Below are 18,051 nucleotides of genomic sequence, written 5' to 3'. Positions count from 1 at the left end.
AAACAGGCTGCCTGACGCTCGGGCGGCTCCGCCTACGCCACGGCAGCCGATCCTGCCAGCCATTGCCTGACGATGGCGGCGTCCGGATCACCGATGTCATGGCCTGATGGGATGATCCGGGCGTCGATCTCGCTGCGGCGTTGGCTGAGCAGTGTGACCAGCGCCGGCGCGAAGGGTCCGTAGGTTTCGTCGACGGCGCCGGCGATGATCAGCGTCCGTGTTCCCGCAAGATCCGTCGCCGGCACGTCGTCAAGCACAGGCATTGGCCTCAGCAGTGCCGCCCTGCGGACGATGCCCGGATGGAGCAGCATCAGGCTGGAAACCAGATTGGCGCCGTTCGAATAGCCGAGAAAAGCAGCGCGGGTGAGATCGAGCCCATGGCGCTTGGCGGCCTCGTTTGCAAATGCCGAGAAGGCAGCCGTTTCGGTGACGATGCTCTTCTGTTCGAAACGCGTCGGGCTTATCCGCTCGAACCAGCGAAAACCGTCCTCCTGGGGGATACGGCCACGCGCCGCCACCAGCACGGCGCCGGGCGCGATCTGTCTTGCCAGCGGCACCAGAGTGGTCTCGTCGACACCCGACCCATGCAGCAGGAACAGGCATTCACGGCTGTCGCCGCCAGCGCCCAGGAGACGGTAGTGAAAGGCTAGATCCGTGAGCAGCGGGCCGCTTTCGACGACGACGCCAGTCATCCCGCATCCTCTTGATTATATGAGGTTCCGCTCAATTTGCCGGCTTCAAAACGCAATATGTTCGTGCTCCGCGAAAGTTGATTGAACCAGGCGCATTCCAGCCCGTTTCTGCGCCGATATACTCCACGTGGGAGGAATCGAAGCGGTGCGCCGGGGGTCGCATTGCTGGACATGAACAACCAGCTTTGAGGCCTTTTGTCGATGACTACCCCTGTTTTGTCGGATCGCAATATGCGTATCCCGGATCGCAATTTGCGTACCCCCGAACGCGACACGCGTATCCCGGATCGCGATACGCGTGTCGATGTGTTGCGCGCGCTTGCGCTCATCATCATTTTCATCGACCACGTGCCGGGCACGGCTTTCGAGGCCTTCACATACAAGAATTTCGGTTTCTCCGACGCGGCCGAGGCATTCGTTTTGATTTCCGGCATCTCGGTCGCGCTTGCCTATGGCAACAAGTTCCGGCCGGGTGGCCAGCTTCTGGCCACATTGAAGATGTGGCGGCGGGCAGGCATGCTCTACGTCGCCCATATTGTCACGACCATGGTGGTGATCGCCCTGTTCTGCGCCGTGGCGGTGTTCGCCAGGCGGCCGGAACTGCTCAAGCTGATCAACATCGAGCCATTGATGAAGAACACGCCGGAAGTGCTGGTCGGCATCGTCACGCTCGGCCATCAGCTCGGCTACAACAACATCCTGCCGGTCTATGCCGCGCTGCTTTTGATGGCGCCGGCCTTCGTCCTGCTGATCAGCTACAGGCCTGTCGCGGCGCTTGCCGCCTCCGGCGCGCTGTGGCTCGTCGCCGGCATCTGGCAGATCGCCCCGCCCAACTATCCCGAACCCGGTTTCTGGTTCCTGAACCCGCTGTCCTGGCAGTTCCTGTTCAACATCGGCTTGGCCAGCATGCTGCATGTCAGGCGCGGCGGCGTCATTCCGGTCAACCGCTGGCTGGTCGGCGCGGCCGCGGCCTATGTGGCGACGGCTCTGGTCTGGGTGCACAGTCCGCTCTGGGGGCAGATAACCTGGTTCAAGCTACCGGTGGTGATCGGTGGCTTCGACAAGACTTTCCTGTCGCTGCCGCGTCTGTTGCATATCCTGGCGGTCAGCTACCTCATCGTCGCCTTGCCGGCGCTGTCAAACCTGTTCCGCACCAGCCCGGACCATCCACTGGCGATACTCGGCAAGCGTTCGCTGCCGGTCTTCATCGCCGGCACGGTGATCGCCATGATCGCGCAGGTGATGAAACTGATCAATCCGGGCGGGCTTGCCTATGACAGCCTGCTGCTGTCGGCCGGCATCGCCATGCAGTTCGCGCTCGCCTTCTATCTCGAATGGCTGTCGACCATCGGCCGCGCGGGCAAGGTCCGTCCGACGCAAAAGGATGTCACGCCGGTCCGTGCGTCTTTCGGCGTCTCGGCCGTGGCACGGGCCAATCGCTGAGAGGGGCGCGGCTCAGCCGCGCGGCGGAGCCGACGAGGCGCGCACGATCAGTTCGACCGGCAGCAACTGCCGGCTGACCTTGCCGTCGTTTTCCAGGATCGCCTTGACGGCAAGGCGGCCCATATCGGCTATCGGCTGGGCGATCGTGGTCAGTGACGGCTCGGATACGGCGGACTCCGGAACACCGTCGAACCCGACGACGGAAACATCGGTGGGGACGTTGAGCTTGCGCGCGCTCAGCCATTCGAGCGTCACCAGGGCTATCTTGTCCGACATCGCCAGAATGGCCGTGGGCGGCTCCTTGGCCGCGAAGATGGTTTCGAGCCCGGCTTTCGCACTGGCCGCATCGTTGGCGGTCTCGTAGATGGGCACTTTGGATGTGTCGATGCCAACCCGCGAAAGCTCCCTGAGATAGCCGGTGAGGCGGTCGCGCGTTCCCGCGTAGGTCGCGGAGCGAACCTGCTCGGGTGAAACGAGACCTGTCCTGCCGTCGGCAAAAGGCAGTGCCAGAACGGCAAAGCGGCGATGTCCGAGATCGGTGAGATGGCGCGCAGCCAGGCTGGCGCCGGCGATGTTGTCGACACCGATCGCCGCGACCGCCCCATCCTCGGAGTCCAGGTCGAGCGCCACGAAGGGCAGTTTGCGCTCACGTGCCAGTTCCACTAGGCGCGAACCACCCTCGACGCAGAAGACGATGAAGCCGTCGACCAGGGCGCTCTGGATGTTCCAGGCAAGCTGTTCGTTGTTGGCGGCTGAAACCAGGGAGATCCCGGCTCCCGTTGCGTCGCAGGCCTGCGAGATGCTGGCCATCATGACCCGCGCGAAGGGATCGTCGAAGAAATAGGAGAGGGGTTCGGCCGTGGCGACGCCGATGGCGTTAACCTTGCCGGCCCGCAGCAGGCGACCTTTGGGATCCGGCCCGCCATAGCCCATCGCCTCGGCTGCGGCCTTGACCCGTTCGCGGACTTCCTCGCGAACGATCTCGGGGCGGCTGAACACATTGGATGCGGTGCCGTGCGAAACCCCGGCGGCCTTGGCGATGTCGGCCAGCCGGACGGGTCTTCGATTGCCTGCGGTGAGTGACGCCATTGTGCGTGCCTCCTGACATGCATTTAGCACGTTCCAGATTTGCATCTAGCACTTTCGTTGGATCGATTCAAATTTTGCTTGACCGAGGATGTGCGAAGACCTACGATTGAATCGATCCAAGAGGCAGATTTGCTCTGCGAAACGACCTAGGGAGGTGCGCCATGCATCCCGTCAATTATCTGTTCGAAGACATCTATCGCAACGACTGGAGTATCGGGTCGGGCGCCAACAGGCCCAGGCGCCGGGGCAGGACCGCCCCATGGATTCGCGACCTTCGCTTCCTTGTGGAGCGCAAGCGGAGCTGATCGGCGCCATTTTTTTGTGCCGATTGGATCGATTCAATTCAAAGGGAGAAAATCCATGCATCGCATCAACCATCTGTTCGAGGACATCTATCGCAACTACTGGGGCATCGCGCCGGCCGCCGAACGGCCGAAGGTGCGACGCCTGACAAAGCCGGCGACGCGCAATCGCGATCTTTGGGTTCGCACCGAACGTCCCCGGGATTGATCCTATTTGGCCTCAGGAGCGCGGGCGTACCAGGGCAGAGAATGCTATCCCCAGCCAGCCGGCGATGAGCAAGGTGCCGCCGATTGGCGCCGACATCGGGAACAGTCTCGATCCAAGGAAATCGCGGGCGAGAAGATCGCCCGCGAAAAGCAGGAGTCCGACAAGCAGGACGACGCTCGCAATCCGCAGGCAGCGATTCGCGCCGATGAGGCCGACGGCGAGGAAGACCGGCGCGTGCATCAACAGGAACGACGCGGCCGTGCCGGTGAAGGCGCCACCGCGATGCGCTGCGGCCGCCGACAGCGCCACACCCGCCGCGCCGACCAGGCCGCCGGCAAACACAAGGATACGGCTGGGTTCGGCGGCATTCATGTCGGCTAGCTCCTTGTTGCGTGAAACGGCGGACCGCTAACCCTTTCAGGACTCACTCGCCTCCAACGCCATATGCCGTGTCCGCCGCGACTGGACAATCCAGTTGTAGACGGCGCCGCCGGCCATCAGCACCGATGTGGCGAGAAACACCGCCCGCATGCCAAAATGGCCGCCGACGAAGCCGCCGGTCAATGGTCCTGCAACCTGCCCGACATATTGCGCCGAGATCGCCAGGCCAAGCACGTTGCCGCCGACGCCATCCGGGATGTTGTGGCGGATGACGCTGGTGATGCAAGGCAGCAGGCCGCCGAGCGCCAGGCCCATCAGGAAGCGCAGGCCGATCAGTTGCCAGCCATTGGTGACGAAAGCCTGCGGGATGAGCAGCAGGGCCGAGACGGCCAGTGCTCCGACGACGACGTTCCAATGGCCGACCCGATCGGCAAGCTTGCCGAGCCATGACGCCGACAGGATCGTGCCAAGGGCCGCCGCCGACATCACCACGCCGGCGACCATGGTCACCTCGCTCTGGTCCTCGATGAGCTGCTGCACATAGACGGTGATGATCGGCTCGATCGACATGGTGGCGAAGGCGAGCAGCATGCCGGTTGTCAGCATGGCCACCACCGGGCGCTTGTCCGGAATCTGCGACCAGCCGCTTTTCGGCTTCACGCATGACGTTGCCTTGGCCGCCTGCGGGCGGGGATTCTCCTTGATCAGGAATGTCGTCGCCAGAAAGGCGAGGAAGATCATGCCGCCCGACAACAGGAAGGTGGTGCGGATGCCGATCAGTGGCGGCAGTGCACCGCCGAGCAGGGGGCCGACCAGCGACCCCGCCGTGATCCCCGCCGACAGGACGCCCAGCGCCCAGCCGGAGCGATCCTTCGGCGTCTGCATCGCCACCAATATGGTCGAACCCGAGGAATAGCCGCCGGCAAAGCCGATCAGCAGGCGCAGCAGCACCAGTTGCCAGACCGTCTCGACCATGCCGGTCAGCGACATGCAGATCGCCATGCCGAAACTGGCGCGCACCAGCATCACCTTGCGGCCGTAGCGGTCGCCCAGCCGTCCCCACAACGGCGCGACCAAGGCCGCGGCGAAGAAGGTGGCGCCATAGGCGATGCCGGACCACTGCACGATCGCCGCATGGCCCTGCGCGCCAAGCTGTTCCACGTAAAGCGGCAGGAAAGGCAACAGCAGCGTCATGGCGATGAGCGTGCTGAACGAGCCCGCGAAACAAACGGCGAGATTGCGCCGCCAGTGGATGTTGTAGCCGCTTTGTTGCGTGTCCTGCTGTGCCATGTCCTGCCTGCCCGATATCAGCGCTTGTTGCGGATACCATTTTGGGATACCAAACCGGTATCCGTCATGAACTCCAACCTAGGCGGTGTCAATGCGGCCTGGGAAAAGGACAGCACAATGTCGCAGATGCAGAATGTCGAACGACAGTTGCGCGAGATGATCCTGGGGCTGGAGATCGGTCCAGGCGAGAAATTGACCGAGCGCTGGATCGAAGCCCGGTTCGGCGCCTCGCGTACGCCGGTCAGGGCGGCACTGCTGCGCCTGGAGACCGAGGGGCTGGTCGGCAGAGATGGCCGCGGCTGGACTGTGTCGCCCATCAACCTCGCCGAGCTCGAGCATATCGCGGTCTACCGCGAAGCGGTCGAGGTCGCGGCTTTGCGGCTGACATGCACGCGCGCCGACGCGAATGCCATCGATGTCATCGAGGCGATGCTCGATTCCTGCGACGAAAACACGCCACGCGAGGAATGGCATCGTGTCGGCATGGATTTTCACATCGAGCTGGCGCGCCTGTCGGGCAACGAATTCCTGTTCAGGGCCGTGCGCGATGCCATGACGCGCCTGTCGCGCGCCCGCTGGCTGGAGGTGCGAGACGAAGCAGCCCTTGGCCGCGCCTGGGCCGAACACCGCGCCATTCTGGCGGCAACGCGCCTTGGCGAGGCCGATGAAGCGGCGCGCCGGCTGTCGGCCCATATCGTCGGCAGCCGCGACCGGCTGGTGACGTCGCTCGCCAACGATCGACGCGGTCTTCGCGCCAGGGGATTTGCCGTCGTCGCCGCTTAGCGCGGTCTATGTGGGGCAGGGGCCTCTGTCGGCCAAAAAAAGGCGGCGTCTGATGCGACGCGCACTTTCGGCCTCGCTTCATGGACGCCGATGGCGTAAGAGCGGCGATGGAAAACAACCGATTTGAAATACCCGTGATCGTCAAGTCCGTCACGGCGGGAAGCACTCAGCTCTTGCGCACGGCTCGCGAAGCTTCCGACTACCTGCTCAACAGCTGGCCCGGCAAGCGCAGTCCCAAGCATCGCGCGGCGCTGCAGGCGTGCCATGACGCGCTGGCTGGTGACAAGCCGGCCATGAACGCCCGGCGCGCCTTCATCGCCGCGGCGCGTGAAGTGGACGTTTTTGTCAGCGACAAGGCGCCCGCCTGACGCAGGGCGACAACCTGGATTGAGGCAAGGCCCGCATATGCGGGCCTTTTGCCGTCATTCCGCGGTTTCGGTCTCGACCTCGCCCTCGGGCTTTGAACGTTCGCGCTGGGCAACCTTGGCCGCCAGCTTCTCGGCCTTCTTCGCCGCCTTCTGCCGGTCGCGTTCCTTGCGTTCCTGATCGTAGTTTGGTGCTCGCGCCATATCGGCTCCTTTTCATCGCCTTGCGGCTCTGACCCTGCCTAGGAGCATTAGCCGTCAAACACAACAGCTGAAGCGACTGTAGGCGGGCGCAACGTTGGAGATCCGCGGGGGGCTTGCCAGATCGGCGCCATAATGATGTAGGAAACGCGGGGCGCCAGCGTGTTGAGAGCTGCTCGTTTGTCTTGATCAAGTGAACCATGGCTACAATTGCGCGGACGTCGGCAAAGGTTTTCTACTATGCGCGAAACGCCGCGCGCGACGTCATCCCACAAGCCCTGTTTCGCCGCAGGCTGGCCGTTCACCTGGAAAAGGCCAGGCTTTGCGACGAGGCGGCGCGCCGACGGTTGAATTATTACAACAAGCTGCAGGATGGTTTCGCGCCAAGCGCCAATGCCATGCGCATCAGCAAGCTGCCCTTCACGCCGACCATGTACTATTACGACCTGAAGGAATTCGCCCGCTACTTCGATCCCGGATTGCTCATCGACATCGAATTCGGCGATGTCAGGAATGTGCCGAAGGTGCCGACGATCGTGAAGGACCGGCCAATCCGTGATGACGACGAGAACGCGGTCATCATGAAGCTCGACAAGTTCCGTCACTTCCAGATGCCGGCTGACGCCACCTCGTTCGCCGACAAGCTGCCGACCGTGGTCTGGCGCGGCGACCTCAACAATCCGATCAGGACACGGTTTCTGCAAGCGGTGCGCGACCTGCCGTTCTGCGATGCCGGCTCGCACAAGCCCAACGCGCCGGCCGAATACGCCAAGCCCTTTCTCAGCATCAGCCAGCACCAGCGCTATCGCTACATCGTCTCGCTTGAGGGCAATGACGTGGCGACCAACCTGAAATGGATACTGAACTCGAAGTCGCTCTGCCTGATGCCGCCGCCGACATACGAGACCTGGTTCGCGGAGCGGCAACTCGAAGCCAATGTGCACTATGTGCCGCTCGATCCGGATTTCGCCGATCTCGGCGAAAAGGTGGCCTATTTCGAACGGAACCCGGCGAAGGCAGAGCGCATCATCGCGGCCGCGAATGGCTATTGCCGGATATTCAACGACGAACAGGCCGAACAGGCGATCTCGCTTCTGGTGCTCTACAAATACTTCGTGCTGAGCGGCCAGATCAAACCTGACGCGGAGGTCTGGCGCTACATTATGGGATGAGCAATTCCCGCGTCAAAAACTGGAGACCGGCGAGCTTGGACCCGCCAGCCTCTCGTCAAACCTGTACCTATACGCCGCTTCGGTCAATCACGAGATCGGCAGCGCCAAAGCGAGCCTTCGCCGTCAATTGCTGGTGCCAATAGGGGTAGAGCAAAGGCGGCCGGCTGACCGCGTCGAGGCGCTGGCGTTCCTCAAGGCTGAGCTCCAGGCTTGCCGCCGCGAGATTGTCCTTGAGTTGGACATCGTTGCGGGCGCCGATCACCAACGAGGAGACGGCGGGGCGGCCGAGCAGCCAGGCAAGCGCCACCTGTGCCGCCGACACCCCGCGGGCCTTGCCGACCTCGACCAGCACGTCGACGATCTGCCAGAGCCGGTCCTCATCGCGGATCGGCGGCTCGGACCAGCCGGCGAGCTGCCGAGCGGTCGGGCTGTCGCGGCGGTATTTGCCGGACAGCAGGCCGCCGGCGAGCGGGCTCCAGACCAGCACGCCCAGCCCCTGGTCGACCGAGATCGGCAGCAGCTCGTATTCGGCTTCGCGGGCCTCTAGCGTGTAGTGGATCTGCTGGGTGACGAAGCGCTGCTGGTGGCGGCTGTCGCTAATCCCGAGCGCCTTCATCACTTGCCAGCCGGACCAGTTGGAGCAGCCGATATAGCGCACCTTGCCCTGGCTGACCAAAGTGTCGAGCGCGGCGACCGTTTCCTCGACCGGGGTAAGGCCGTCCCATTGGTGGACGAAATAGATGTCGATGACGTCGGTCTTCAGCCGCTTCAGGCTCTTTTCGCATTCGCGGATCAGATGGTGGCGGGACAGTCCTTCGTCGTTCGGTCCGCTGCCGATCCGCATGCGCGCCTTGGAGGCGATCAGCACGTCGTTCTTGCGCTTGCCGCCGAGCGCCTCGCCGATGATCTCCTCCGACAGGCCGTTCGAATAGACATTGGCGGTGTCGATGAGGTTGATGCCGGCGTCGATGCACATGTCGATCATCCGCTTGGCTTCAGTAAGATCGCTGTTGCCGACCGCGGCGAATGGCCCGGTGCCACCGAAGGTCATGGTGCCCAGGGTGAGTGTCGAAACCTTCAGGCCGGAACGGCCGAGAGTACGGTATTCCATGTCAGTCCTCGCGATTGTGTTGAATTGGGGCGCCGCCAAAGGGCAGCCCGGAATGCGACCAGGGATTTGTAGGACAATTTGGTCGGCTTGTCGCCATGCCAAGACGACGGATCGATCGTACCTCGCGGGATTGGCGGTGACGGCAATCGCGCTCGGGCTGCAATAAAACCGTCACTGCCGGCCTATATTGAATTCGGCTAAGGTGTTTCCATTCCAGGCCGCAGGCCAGCAGTTTGGGGTGCCGGACAAGAACCGACAGGCTTGCAAGCGGAGCGACCGATATGACCGAGCTGAGACAGAATTCTCCCGCCAAGGACTGGCTTGAAGCCGAACTCGCCGACACGCTCGACGAAGATTATGAGCTCGAAATGTCCGAGCCGGCGCTGTCGATGGAGATCGCCAAGATCTACAAGAACGCGCATCCGCCTTCGATCGACCGCATGCAGTATTTTCGCGACCTGATCAGCCTGCAGTCCGAATTGATCAAGCTGCAGTCCTGGGTCGCCTATCACAAGAAGAAGCTGGTGGTCATTTTCGAGGGCCGCGATTCCGCCGGCAAGGGCGGCGTCATCAAGCGCATCACCCAGCGGCTCAATCCGCGCATCTGCCGCGTCGTGGCGCTGCCGGCGCCGACCGAACGCGAGAAGTCGCAATGGTACTTCCAGCGTTATGTGCCGCATCTGCCGGCGGGTGGCGAGATCGTGCTGTTCGACCGCTCCTGGTACAACCGCTCCGGCGTCGAACGAGTGATGGGATTTGCCGATGGAGGCCAGGTCGAGGAATTTTTCCGCGACGTGCCGGAGTTTGAGCGCATGCTGGTGCGCTCAGGCATCACCGTGGTCAAATACTGGTTCTCGATCACCGACGAGGAACAGCAGATGCGCTTCCTGATGCGCATCCACGACCCGATGAAGCAGTGGAAGCTGTCACCGATGGATTTGCAGTCGCGCGTGCGCTGGGAGCAATACACCAAGGCCAAGGAAGAGACCTTCGCCCGCACCAACATTCCCGAAGCGCCCTGGTTCATCGTCGAGGGCAACGACAAGAAGCGGGCGCGGCTGAACTGCATCGACCATCTGCTCAAGCAGCTGCCATATGAAGAGGTGCCGCACGAGGAGATCACGCTGCCGGAGCGTGTCTTCAATCCCGAATACGAACGCCAGACGCTGCCGCGCGAGCTTTACGTGCCGGAGAAGTATTGAAATTAGCTCCCTTCTCCCCGTTTACGGGGAGAAGGTGCCGGCCGGCGGATGAGGGGCAGCGCGAACCTCGATAGGTTGCCAAATCGCGTTGCGCGAGCCAGACCATATTCCCATCGGCGGTGTTGTCGATAACGCAATCTTCAGCCGTCAGCACCGCCCCTCATTGACCTGCCGGGCATTTCTCCCCGTAGAACGGGGAGAAAGTGGCTAACCCCGCTTGATCACCACATGCGTGGCAAGCGCTGTCGCCACCTGCTCGGTGCACTCGTAGCCCAGCTTCAACATATCCAAACCGGCAAAAAGGTTCTCGCCCTTGCCAAGCAGCACGGGCGAGATTGCCAGATGCATCTCGTCGATCAAGCTCTCCTGCAGATATTGCCGGATGGTGGCGACGCCGCCACCAATCCGCACATCCTTGCCATCAGCTGCCGCCTTTGCCTGCTCGAGCGCCGAATGGATGCCGTCGGTCACGAAATAAAAGGTCGTGCCGCCTTCCATCGTGATGGGCGCCCGCTCGTGGTGCGTCAGCACGAAAACCGGCACATGGTAGGGCGGGTTGTCGCCCCACCAGCCTTTCCAGCTGTCGTCAGGCCATTCGCCGCGGATCGGCCCGAACATATTGCGGCCGAGGATCCAGGCGCCGACATTCTCGAAGCTGCGGGCCGCGAACGCCTCGTTGACGTCGGTGGTGCCGCCATCTTTTCCGAGCACCATCTCACGGAAGGTGCGGGTGTCGACAAACCACTTGTGCAAGGATTGCCCACCAACGCCGAGCGGATTTTGCAAGTCCTGATCGGGACCGGCGCCATAGCCGTCGAGCGATAGGGTGAAGGCGTTGACGCGAAGTTTGGGCATGGAGGCCTCCTAACCAATTATGTCTGCAAGCGGTCTCTTGTAGCAAACCGATTGCAATTCGCAAGCGGTGTTCCCCACGATGCAGACACGTCCTGACAACGTCGCCAAGTGACGTCCGGAATGTTGCGTAGTGATGCGCTGGGATAGTCAGTGGTGGCCGCCGAAGCAGACGCAATATCAGGCTATTCGCCGGTGAGTTCCATGAAGCGGATGTGGTTGCTGAACGGGTCGATGACCTCGACCGTCAGCCGTCCATCCTCCTGTTCCAGACCAGGCTTCATGTAGCGGTAGTGCTTGGCCGCAAGCTCTTTGTGAAAGTCGCGGATGCCTTTCATGTACACAACCATGTTGCCGCCCGGCGTCGCGTCGCCGGCATGTTCGGACAAATGCAGGACAAGGTTGCCGCGCGAGACCTGCGTGTACAGCGGGAAGTTCTCGCCGTAGCGATGCTCCCAGTCCACGGCGAAGCCGAGGTAGCCGAGATAGAATTCGTGCGCCTTGGCAATGTCGAAGATGCGCACGATCGGCGCCGTCCGTTCGAAGACGATTGTCTCCTGCCTGGCTGCGGGCGCATCGATTTTCGCCGACAGGATGTTCCAGGTCGCCAGTCCGAACTGGCGCGCGACGATCTCCAGGGCCTCGCTGTGGCTGATCGTCAGGTCGCGGGCGGCAAGCGCCTCCCGCATGGATTTCGCCATGGTCTTGGCATCACGATAGGCAAGCATGTCCGTTTCCTCGGGTCACGGCGAAGTCTTCGTCAGTGCCCGCATTGCCGACGCCTTCGCCCCGACGGTGAAACGGGTCAGGAAGCATCCTCTGGAGGCGTTCGCCATACCTCTTGGCGAGGTGCGGGCTGCCGGTCGCCTCCGACCGTGCCGCCATCATAGCCGGGTCACGCTGATCTTGTCAGCGCAAAAAATCGGTTGGATTTGCGGAATGTGGCAGGCTCTCGGTGGCAAGGGCCACGTGCCAAGGCGCGAAAAGCTATTCCATCGACAGGATGAGATTGCGCACGACCGGATAGATTTCACGCTCCCAGCGTTTGCCGTTGAAGACGCCATAATGGCCCACATTGGCCTGCAGGTGATGGCGTTTGAGATGCGGACGCAGTGACCGGCACAATTCATGCGCGGCCGAAGTCTGTCCGAGTGCGCAGATATCGTCGCGCCCGCCTTCGACGGTGAGCAGCGCGGTGTTGCGGATCGCGCCCGGATCGACCAGGCTGCCACGGAAAGTGTAGGTCCCGGTGGCGATCTCCGCCTTCTGGAGCACGCGGTCTATGGTCTCGAGATAGAATTCCTCGGTGAGGTCGAGCACCGCCAGATACTCGTCATAGAAAGTCTTGATCTTCTCGGCCTCGGCGGTCTCGCCGGCGGCCAGATGGTCGTGCAGTTTACGGTGCGCTTTCGTGTGCCGGTCCATGTTCATACCCATGAACGCGGCAAGCTGGAGAAAGCCCGGATAGACCCGGCGTCCACCGCCGGCATGGCGCCAGGGCACACCCGAGATGACGGAATTCTGGAACCAGGACAGCGACTTGCTGACGGCGAATTCGTTGACCTTGGTAGGACTTTCTCGTGGATCGATCGGACCCGCCATCAGCGTCATCGAGCGCGGCGTCGCCGGGTGCCTGTCCTCGGACATGACCGCGACGGCAGCAAGCGCCTGAACGCAGGGCTGGCAAACCGCCAGTATATGCGCGCCCGGGCCGATCGCCTGCAGGAAGCGGATGATGTAGTCGACATAGTCGTCCACCCCAAAGCGGCCAGCCGCGAGCGGCACGTCGCGAGCATTGGCCCAGTCGGTGATGTAGACCTCATGGTCAGCCAGAAGCGTTTCCACCGTACCGTGAAGCAGCGTCGAGAAATGCCCCGACAGCGGGGCAATCACCATCACCCGGGGCTGGCGCGTATCCATATCCTTGGCGAAGCGCAGAAGCTTGCCGAACGGCAGGTCGAGCGCCGTCTCGACGCTGACCGGCACGTCACGATTGCCGACCCTGACGGATTTGATGTCGAAATCCGGCCGCGCATGGGTGAGCTTGAAGCGGCCGATCATTTCCAGCCCGGCGGCCAAGCGCTGTTTCACGCCGTCGCCTGAAAACATGCCACCCATCGTCACGCGCATCAGATCGGCAAAAAAGCGCGTCGGACCGATCAGATCGTCCTGTAGCTGGTAGGCCTGGTACAGCATCGAATACGTCCCATTCCCAGCGGCCATGCGGCAGTGCAAAAAATCTAGTGCAAAATTTTGTGCATTGCGAGAGGATTGTTGCAAAGGGCTCGGAGGGTCGACGACATGACGAAGGCGGCCAAGAACAAGGTGGCCACGAGTAAGGCGCCCGTGGCAAAGGCGACCACGGCGACATTGACGATTTCGTCGAAGAACTATTCGTCCTGGTCGCTGCGCGGCTGGCTGCTGTGCCGCATGGCCGGGCTGGAGTTCGAGGAAAAGCGCGTCGACATCGACGATGCCGGGCAGCGGCAGGAGTTGCTGTTGCTGTCGCCATCGGTATTGGTGCCGCGTCTGACCCATGACGGGGTGACGGTGTGGGACACGCTGGCAATCGCCGAATATCTGGCCGAGACCATGCCCGGTGCCGGCCTGCTGCCGGCCGATCGGGTGGCGCGCGCGCACTGCCGCGCGGTATCCGGCGAGATGCATTCAGGCTTTCACAATTTGCGCTCGGCGCTGCCGATGAGCCTGAAAGCCCGGCACAAGAGCTTCAAGATCTTTTCCGGCGCGCGCCCGGATGTGGAGCGGATCAAGACGATCTGGTCTGAATGCCTGGCGACCTATGGCGGTCCCTGGCTGTTCGGTTCCTCGCCGACCGTGGCCGACGCGATGTACGCGCCGGTCTGCACCCGTTTTCGCACCTATTCTGTCGAGCTCGAAGCACCGCTAGCTGGCTATAGCGACATGATCCTCGACTGGCCGCTGATGCAGGAATGGACACAGGACGCGCTGGCCGAACCCGAGGACATCATCGAACTCGACGTGGAGTTTTAAGGCTGGAGCAGGGCAGCCGAAGCGCTGCCTATCCCTTCAGCATCGCCGGCCACCTCGGGCGCGAAGCAGGTGGACGGGTATTCTCAAGCGATTTAGTCTTGGACTAGAAGTCGGTAAACTGAGCAGGCGCGCACGTGACCATTATTTCACTCATTGCAAAACTGTTTGCCAACCGGAATCGTCCGCAGGCTAGGCTAGCTCAGGTCCCAGAGCGGGTTTCCCGCAAAGAGAAGAAATTCAAGAAACTTGGAAAATTCTTCCAGATCGGACCGACATATCGCGGCGGGTCCCATTGTCTTCAGCTGGAAAACGCCCAAGTTTTGGTGACGCCACCCAACCTACTGCTCGGGCCGCCGGGGTTTGAGGGATACGGCTTTCCTGAGTATCCGGAGACGCCCAGGCTGCGGCCTGAAGCGACAGACTATTGCAGGCCACCAAAAGACCTGGAAGATTTTCATTGTTACTGGCTTGTTTCCGAGCGCTTGAAGGACGTTCTGCAGTCAGTCGACCCGGATGGGGTCGTATTTAACGACTGCGACGTGTTCTATTTGAGCGGGAAGCCGATCGAACCAAAGCACTACCTTTGCGACATCGTTCGCAAGATTGATGCCGTGGATCTCGAATCGTCGAAGTTTAGGCTTTTGATCGGCGAGAATGGAGGCGTGTACTACGACAGGGCCGGAGGCGCCTGCTTCTATTTCAAGGAGGAGATTGTTGGCGATGCACACATCTTCAGACAGAAGAATATGGGCATCGTCATTTGCACCGCCAAATTGAGAGAAGCCTGTGTCGAAGCGGGCATCAAGAATCCCGATTTGTTCGAAGATATGTCGGTTTACGGGAGCGGTCGGCTGGATTTCGAAACAAGACATGTCAAAAAGAGTTTTGTGCTGGAGTGAAATTTAACCCTTCAGCATCTGCGCCACCTCGGGCGCGAAGTAAGTCAGAATGCCGTCGCAGCCGGCGCGCTTGAAGGCGAGCAGGCTCTCCAGCATCGCCTTCTCGCCGTCGATCCAGCCATTGGCGGCGGCGGCCTTGATCATCGAATATTCGCCCGACACCTGGTAGGCGAAGGTCGGCATCTGAAATTCGTCCTTCAGCCTGCGGATGATGTCGAGATAGGGCAGGCCGGGCTTGACCATCAACATGTCGGCGCCTTCGGCGATGTCCTGCTCGGCCTCTCGCACCGCCTCATCCGAATTGGCGTGGTCGATGTAATAGGTCTTCTTGTCGCCCTTGAGCAGGCCGGCTGTGCCGACCGCTTCGCGATAGGGGCCGTAGAAGGCCGAGGCGAACTTCGTCGCGTAGGACATGATCGCCACGTCCTGAAAGCCGTTGGCGTCGAGCGCGTCGCGGATGGCGCCGATGCGGCCGTCCATCATGTCGGACGGCGCGATGATGTCGGCGCCCGCCGCCGCCTGGATGACGGCCGCCGCCGCGACCTGTTCCACCGTTTCGTCGTTGACGATGATGCCGTCGCGCAGGATGCCGTCATGGCCGTGGCTGGTGAACGGGTCGAGCGCGGCGTCGGTGATGATGCCGATCCCGGGCACCGCGTCCTTGATGGCGCGGGTGGCGCGGTTGATGATGTTTTCCGGATCGAGGATGTGCGAGCCGGTCTGGTCGCGTAAGGCCAGTTCGACATTGGGGAAGGTGGCCAACGCCGGAATGCCGAGCTTGGCCGCGCGTTCGGCCTCCTTGACGGCAAGGTCGACAGACAGGCGGAAGACGCCGGGCATGGCCGCGATCGGCTCGCGCACATCTTTGCCCTCTACGACGAAGATCGGCCAGATCAAGTCATCGACGGTGAGCCGGTTCTCCTGCACCAGGCGGCGCGACCAGTCGGCCTTGCGCATGCGGCGCAGGCGGCGGCTGCCGGTGATGTCGTCGACGCTGCGCGCGCCGGCTGGCTTGGTCGGGGTGAATTTGTTCATTGCCAAAACTCTCGGCCAAAACTCTGGTTCGGCGGCTTTTACCACGAGCCCTTGCCACTGACCAATGCGACACGATTGTGCCAGCTTTCCTTCGGCGATCACAAGCCCGACCGTCAAAAGCCCGGCACGAACAGATCCGGACATGGCCACTGCCCCCCGAGGCCGTAAGCGCCGCAATATCGACGCTTCGCCTGCAACGGCGGCGATCTTCGTAGCATCGGCCACGGCCGCCCGCCAACACCGCGGGAACAGACTGCTGCCATTGACGCACCCATGCGCCGCCTTTAGCACTTCAGTCCCGCAGGCGCGGGGGAGGGATTCTCTGGCGATGGATTTTGGCGGCGGCGACGAAATCCGCTTCGAGCGGCTGGGCCGGGCCGGCGTCATCACGCTGACGCGGCCGAAGGCGCTCAATGCCATCACGCACAACATGGTCAAGGCGCTCGGCAAGGCGCTCGATGCCTGGGAGCAGGATCGGACCGTCAACGTCGTCATCGTCAAGGCGGAGGGCAGGGCGTTTTCCGCCGGCGGCGATATCCTGCAGGTCTACGAGGGTGGCCGCGCCGGCAAGCCGCAGGTCGATTTCTTCGCTGATGAATACAGGCTCAACGCCCGCATCGCGCGCTTCAAGAAGCCCTATGTCGCGCTGATCGACGGCATCGTCATGGGCGGCGGCGTCGGCATCTCCTTCCATGGCTCACACCGCATAATGACCGAGAATGCGCAGTTCGCCATGCCCGAGGTCGGCATCGGCTTCTTCCCCGATGTCGGTGCCAGCCACCTGCTTCCGGATCTTGGCGGCAGCTTTGGCATGTATCTCGGCTTGACAGGAGCGCGTATCCGTTATGGCGATGCGCTGTGGTCCGGCCTTGCCACGCACACGATCAAGGCCGACGATCAGGCAGGGCTGCTCGATGAGCTGGTAACCAGCAATGACCCGAACGCCGAGTTGCGCGATTTCTTCGTCCCCGCCAAACGCGAGACGGAACGGCAGGACCTCGATCTCGATCGCGCGCCATTTTTCGCAAGGCACGCTCGCCGGCATCATCGCCAGTCTTGAGGACGCAGCCGGCGGTGATGCCTTTGCCGAGAAGACGCTGGCGATGATCAGAAGCCGCTCGCCGACCAGCCTTCACATTGCCTGGCGCGAGATCGGTGCCGGCCAGACGCTGTCGATGGATGAATGCATGAAGATGGAGTTCCGCATTCTCAACCGCATGCTCGCCGGCCATGATTTCTACGAGGGCATCCGCGCCGCCATCATCGACAAAGGCTCGACCCCGCAATGGCGGCCGGCGAAGCTGGATGCAGTGAGCGCGGCCGATATCGATGCCTATTTCGCCCCACTCGGTGAACGGGAACTCTCGCTATGAGCGAGGTGACGTCGAGACGGGTAGTACTTCAGCCCTCGACGGTCGAGGTGATCTTCGCCTGGTTCCAGCGTGTCATCGCGGGCTACTGCCTGCTGTTCGGCATCCTGTACTGGATCAAGCTGATCGGCTTCTATCCGGGCTCGCTCTGGCGCTTCGACCTGATGCCGGTGCACTGGCAGGTGGCGGCGGTTATGCTCGCCGTGTTTTTCCCCTTTGCCGCGGCGGGGCTGTGGATGCTGGCCTCCTGGGGGCCGGTGATCTGGTTCATCTGCGCGGTCACCGAGACCGTCATGTATGCCGGTTTTCCCGAGCTTTTCGGTCATCGGCTGCTGATCGTCGTCTCGCATGCGGCGGTGGCGCTGCTCTACATCGTCTTTCGCGTCGTCATCTGGCTGCAGAAACGCCCTGTCCGGCACTAAGCCGTTGACGGCATTGGCGACTTGGCAAACGCCCGGATTGAGCCCTACGATAACTGCCTAAGCCTTTAGGTTAATTATCCTTGCTCGGGTGACCGTTCGTTAAGCCTCTTTCGAAACCTCTTACCGGTAAGCTCTTGTTAGCCCTAGCGTTTAAGTCGAATTTTATGAGTATTCGATAGTGTCGCGATCAAGGTGAAAAACAAAAAATCACCAGGGCGACAA

At 62.0% G+C, this 18,051-nt stretch carries 19 protein-coding genes and 1 pseudogene; 10 read left to right on the top strand and 10 right to left on the bottom strand.

Annotated features, from left to right (window positions below; translation table 11 throughout):
* Window positions 1-32: 32 nt before the first annotated feature.
* On the bottom strand, window positions 33-692 hold the full coding sequence (locus AC56QX_RS26490) for an alpha/beta hydrolase (RefSeq protein ID WP_497111416.1): 660 nt from the start codon (window positions 690-692) through the stop codon (window positions 33-35).
* A 231-nt stretch (window positions 693-923) separates the two neighbouring features.
* Between AC56QX_RS26490 and AC56QX_RS26485 the strand changes: the two genes are divergently transcribed.
* Window positions 924-2,135: an OpgC family protein gene (locus tag AC56QX_RS26485; RefSeq protein WP_497111415.1), complete on the top strand. Its 1,212-nt coding sequence runs from the start codon at window positions 924-926 to the stop codon at window positions 2,133-2,135.
* A gap of 12 nt (window positions 2,136-2,147) precedes the next feature.
* Here the strand turns inward: AC56QX_RS26485 and AC56QX_RS26480 are convergent, their stop codons facing one another.
* Window positions 2,148-3,224, bottom strand: a complete 1,077-nt coding sequence (locus AC56QX_RS26480; RefSeq protein ID WP_497111414.1) for a LacI family DNA-binding transcriptional regulator — start codon at window positions 3,222-3,224, stop codon at window positions 2,148-2,150.
* A gap of 360 nt (window positions 3,225-3,584) precedes the next feature.
* Here AC56QX_RS26480 and AC56QX_RS26475 point away from each other — a divergent pair, with 360 nt between their 5' ends.
* Window positions 3,585-3,734: a hypothetical protein gene (locus AC56QX_RS26475; RefSeq protein ID WP_497111413.1), complete on the top strand. Its 150-nt coding sequence runs from the start codon at window positions 3,585-3,587 to the stop codon at window positions 3,732-3,734.
* A gap of 12 nt (window positions 3,735-3,746) precedes the next feature.
* Here the strand turns inward: AC56QX_RS26475 and AC56QX_RS26470 are convergent, their stop codons facing one another.
* Window positions 3,747-4,106, bottom strand: a complete 360-nt coding sequence (locus tag AC56QX_RS26470) for a DUF423 domain-containing protein (protein WP_497111412.1) — start codon at window positions 4,104-4,106, stop codon at window positions 3,747-3,749.
* Between the two features lie 45 nt (window positions 4,107-4,151).
* On the bottom strand, window positions 4,152-5,405 hold the full coding sequence (locus tag AC56QX_RS26465) for a multidrug efflux MFS transporter (RefSeq protein ID WP_497111411.1): 1,254 nt from the start codon (window positions 5,403-5,405) through the stop codon (window positions 4,152-4,154).
* A 117-nt stretch (window positions 5,406-5,522) separates the two neighbouring features.
* Between AC56QX_RS26465 and AC56QX_RS26460 the strand changes: the two genes are divergently transcribed.
* Window positions 5,523-6,188, top strand: coding sequence for a GntR family transcriptional regulator (locus tag AC56QX_RS26460; RefSeq protein ID WP_497117906.1), 666 nt, complete (start codon window positions 5,523-5,525; stop codon window positions 6,186-6,188).
* 107 nt (window positions 6,189-6,295) lie between these two features.
* Window positions 6,296-6,556: a DUF982 domain-containing protein gene (locus AC56QX_RS26455; protein ID WP_497117904.1), complete on the top strand. Its 261-nt coding sequence runs from the start codon at window positions 6,296-6,298 to the stop codon at window positions 6,554-6,556.
* 54 nt (window positions 6,557-6,610) lie between these two features.
* Here AC56QX_RS26455 and AC56QX_RS26450 read toward each other — a convergent pair whose 3' ends face one another.
* Window positions 6,611-6,757 carry a hypothetical protein gene (locus AC56QX_RS26450; protein ID WP_183458362.1) on the bottom strand — a complete coding sequence of 49 codons (147 nt, stop codon included), beginning with the start codon at window positions 6,755-6,757 and terminating at the stop codon, window positions 6,611-6,613.
* A 197-nt stretch (window positions 6,758-6,954) separates the two neighbouring features.
* Between AC56QX_RS26450 and AC56QX_RS26445 the strand changes: the two genes are divergently transcribed.
* Window positions 6,955-7,926: a glycosyl transferase family 90 gene (locus tag AC56QX_RS26445; protein ID WP_497111410.1), complete on the top strand. Its 972-nt coding sequence runs from the start codon at window positions 6,955-6,957 to the stop codon at window positions 7,924-7,926.
* Between the two features lie 67 nt (window positions 7,927-7,993).
* Here the strand turns inward: AC56QX_RS26445 and AC56QX_RS26440 are convergent, their stop codons facing one another.
* Entirely contained in the window at window positions 7,994-9,037 is a 1,044-nt protein-coding gene (locus AC56QX_RS26440; protein WP_497111409.1) for an aldo/keto reductase, read from the bottom strand.
* 281 nt (window positions 9,038-9,318) lie between these two features.
* Here AC56QX_RS26440 and ppk2 point away from each other — a divergent pair, with 281 nt between their 5' ends.
* Window positions 9,319-10,239: a polyphosphate kinase 2 gene (gene ppk2, locus AC56QX_RS26435; protein WP_497111408.1), complete on the top strand. Its 921-nt coding sequence runs from the start codon at window positions 9,319-9,321 to the stop codon at window positions 10,237-10,239.
* Window positions 10,240-10,446: 207 nt separating this feature from the next.
* Here the strand turns inward: ppk2 and AC56QX_RS26430 are convergent, their stop codons facing one another.
* From AC56QX_RS26430 to AC56QX_RS26420, 3 genes are all read right to left on the bottom strand, one after another.
* Window positions 10,447-11,094: a dihydrofolate reductase family protein gene (locus AC56QX_RS26430; RefSeq protein WP_497111407.1), complete on the bottom strand. Its 648-nt coding sequence runs from the start codon at window positions 11,092-11,094 to the stop codon at window positions 10,447-10,449.
* Between the two features lie 182 nt (window positions 11,095-11,276).
* The gene (locus AC56QX_RS26425; RefSeq protein WP_497111406.1) at window positions 11,277-11,819 is read right to left on the bottom strand and encodes a glyoxalase superfamily protein; all 543 of its coding nucleotides are present in this window, start codon (window positions 11,817-11,819) and stop codon (window positions 11,277-11,279) included.
* A 259-nt stretch (window positions 11,820-12,078) separates the two neighbouring features.
* Complete coding sequence (locus tag AC56QX_RS26420; protein ID WP_497111405.1) at window positions 12,079-13,287, bottom strand: polyhydroxyalkanoate depolymerase; 1,209 nt, start codon at window positions 13,285-13,287, stop codon at window positions 12,079-12,081.
* 105 nt (window positions 13,288-13,392) lie between these two features.
* Here AC56QX_RS26420 and AC56QX_RS26415 point away from each other — a divergent pair, with 105 nt between their 5' ends.
* Complete coding sequence (locus tag AC56QX_RS26415; protein WP_497111404.1) at window positions 13,393-14,103, top strand: glutathione S-transferase; 711 nt, start codon at window positions 13,393-13,395, stop codon at window positions 14,101-14,103.
* 134 nt (window positions 14,104-14,237) lie between these two features.
* On the top strand, window positions 14,238-15,002 hold the full coding sequence (locus tag AC56QX_RS26410; RefSeq protein WP_497111403.1) for an imm11 family protein: 765 nt from the start codon (window positions 14,238-14,240) through the stop codon (window positions 15,000-15,002).
* Window positions 15,003-15,005: 3 nt separating this feature from the next.
* Here AC56QX_RS26410 and hemB read toward each other — a convergent pair whose 3' ends face one another.
* Window positions 15,006-16,037, bottom strand: coding sequence for a porphobilinogen synthase (gene hemB / locus AC56QX_RS26405; protein WP_497111402.1), 1,032 nt, complete (start codon window positions 16,035-16,037; stop codon window positions 15,006-15,008).
* Between the two features lie 328 nt (window positions 16,038-16,365).
* Between hemB and AC56QX_RS26400 the strand changes: the two are divergent.
* Both AC56QX_RS26400 and AC56QX_RS26395 read left to right on the top strand, forming a co-directional pair.
* A pseudogene (locus tag AC56QX_RS26400) lies at window positions 16,366-17,410 on the top strand (enoyl-CoA hydratase/isomerase family protein).
* Window positions 17,407-17,829, top strand: coding sequence for a DUF6163 family protein (locus AC56QX_RS26395; RefSeq protein ID WP_115139495.1), 423 nt, complete (start codon window positions 17,407-17,409; stop codon window positions 17,827-17,829). The pseudogene AC56QX_RS26400 and the gene AC56QX_RS26395 overlap by 4 nt, the downstream one beginning before the upstream one ends.
* Window positions 17,830-18,051: the final 222 nt, after the last annotated feature.

This window comes from Mesorhizobium sp. RCAM 06353, assembly GCF_059683585.1.
This window is presented reverse-complemented; position numbering and strand designations above follow the sequence as displayed.

Coding starts and splice junctions, on each gene's coding strand:
- AC56QX_RS26420 (WP_497111405.1), bottom strand. CDS start 13,287: ATGCTGTACCAGGCCTACCAGCTACAGGACGATCTGATCGGTCCGACG.
- AC56QX_RS26445 (WP_497111410.1), top strand. CDS start 6,955: ATGGCTACAATTGCGCGGACGTCGGCAAAGGTTTTCTACTATGCGCGA.
- AC56QX_RS26425 (WP_497111406.1), bottom strand. CDS start 11,819: ATGCTTGCCTATCGTGATGCCAAGACCATGGCGAAATCCATGCGGGAG.
- hemB (WP_497111402.1), bottom strand. CDS start 16,037: ATGAACAAATTCACCCCGACCAAGCCAGCCGGCGCGCGCAGCGTCGAC.
- AC56QX_RS26475 (WP_497111413.1), top strand. CDS start 3,585: ATGCATCGCATCAACCATCTGTTCGAGGACATCTATCGCAACTACTGG.
- AC56QX_RS26480 (WP_497111414.1), bottom strand. CDS start 3,224: ATGGCGTCACTCACCGCAGGCAATCGAAGACCCGTCCGGCTGGCCGAC.
- AC56QX_RS26395 (WP_115139495.1), top strand. CDS start 17,407: ATGAGCGAGGTGACGTCGAGACGGGTAGTACTTCAGCCCTCGACGGTC.
- AC56QX_RS26465 (WP_497111411.1), bottom strand. CDS start 5,405: ATGGCACAGCAGGACACGCAACAAAGCGGCTACAACATCCACTGGCGG.
- AC56QX_RS26450 (WP_183458362.1), bottom strand. CDS start 6,757: ATGGCGCGAGCACCAAACTACGATCAGGAACGCAAGGAACGCGACCGG.
- ppk2 (WP_497111408.1), top strand. CDS start 9,319: ATGACCGAGCTGAGACAGAATTCTCCCGCCAAGGACTGGCTTGAAGCC.
- AC56QX_RS26470 (WP_497111412.1), bottom strand. CDS start 4,106: ATGAATGCCGCCGAACCCAGCCGTATCCTTGTGTTTGCCGGCGGCCTG.
- AC56QX_RS26415 (WP_497111404.1), top strand. CDS start 13,393: ATGACGAAGGCGGCCAAGAACAAGGTGGCCACGAGTAAGGCGCCCGTG.
- AC56QX_RS26460 (WP_497117906.1), top strand. CDS start 5,523: ATGTCGCAGATGCAGAATGTCGAACGACAGTTGCGCGAGATGATCCTG.
- AC56QX_RS26485 (WP_497111415.1), top strand. CDS start 924: ATGCGTATCCCGGATCGCAATTTGCGTACCCCCGAACGCGACACGCGT.
- AC56QX_RS26455 (WP_497117904.1), top strand. CDS start 6,296: ATGGAAAACAACCGATTTGAAATACCCGTGATCGTCAAGTCCGTCACG.
- AC56QX_RS26430 (WP_497111407.1), bottom strand. CDS start 11,094: ATGCCCAAACTTCGCGTCAACGCCTTCACCCTATCGCTCGACGGCTAT.
- AC56QX_RS26440 (WP_497111409.1), bottom strand. CDS start 9,037: ATGGAATACCGTACTCTCGGCCGTTCCGGCCTGAAGGTTTCGACACTC.
- AC56QX_RS26490 (WP_497111416.1), bottom strand. CDS start 692: ATGACTGGCGTCGTCGTCGAAAGCGGCCCGCTGCTCACGGATCTAGCC.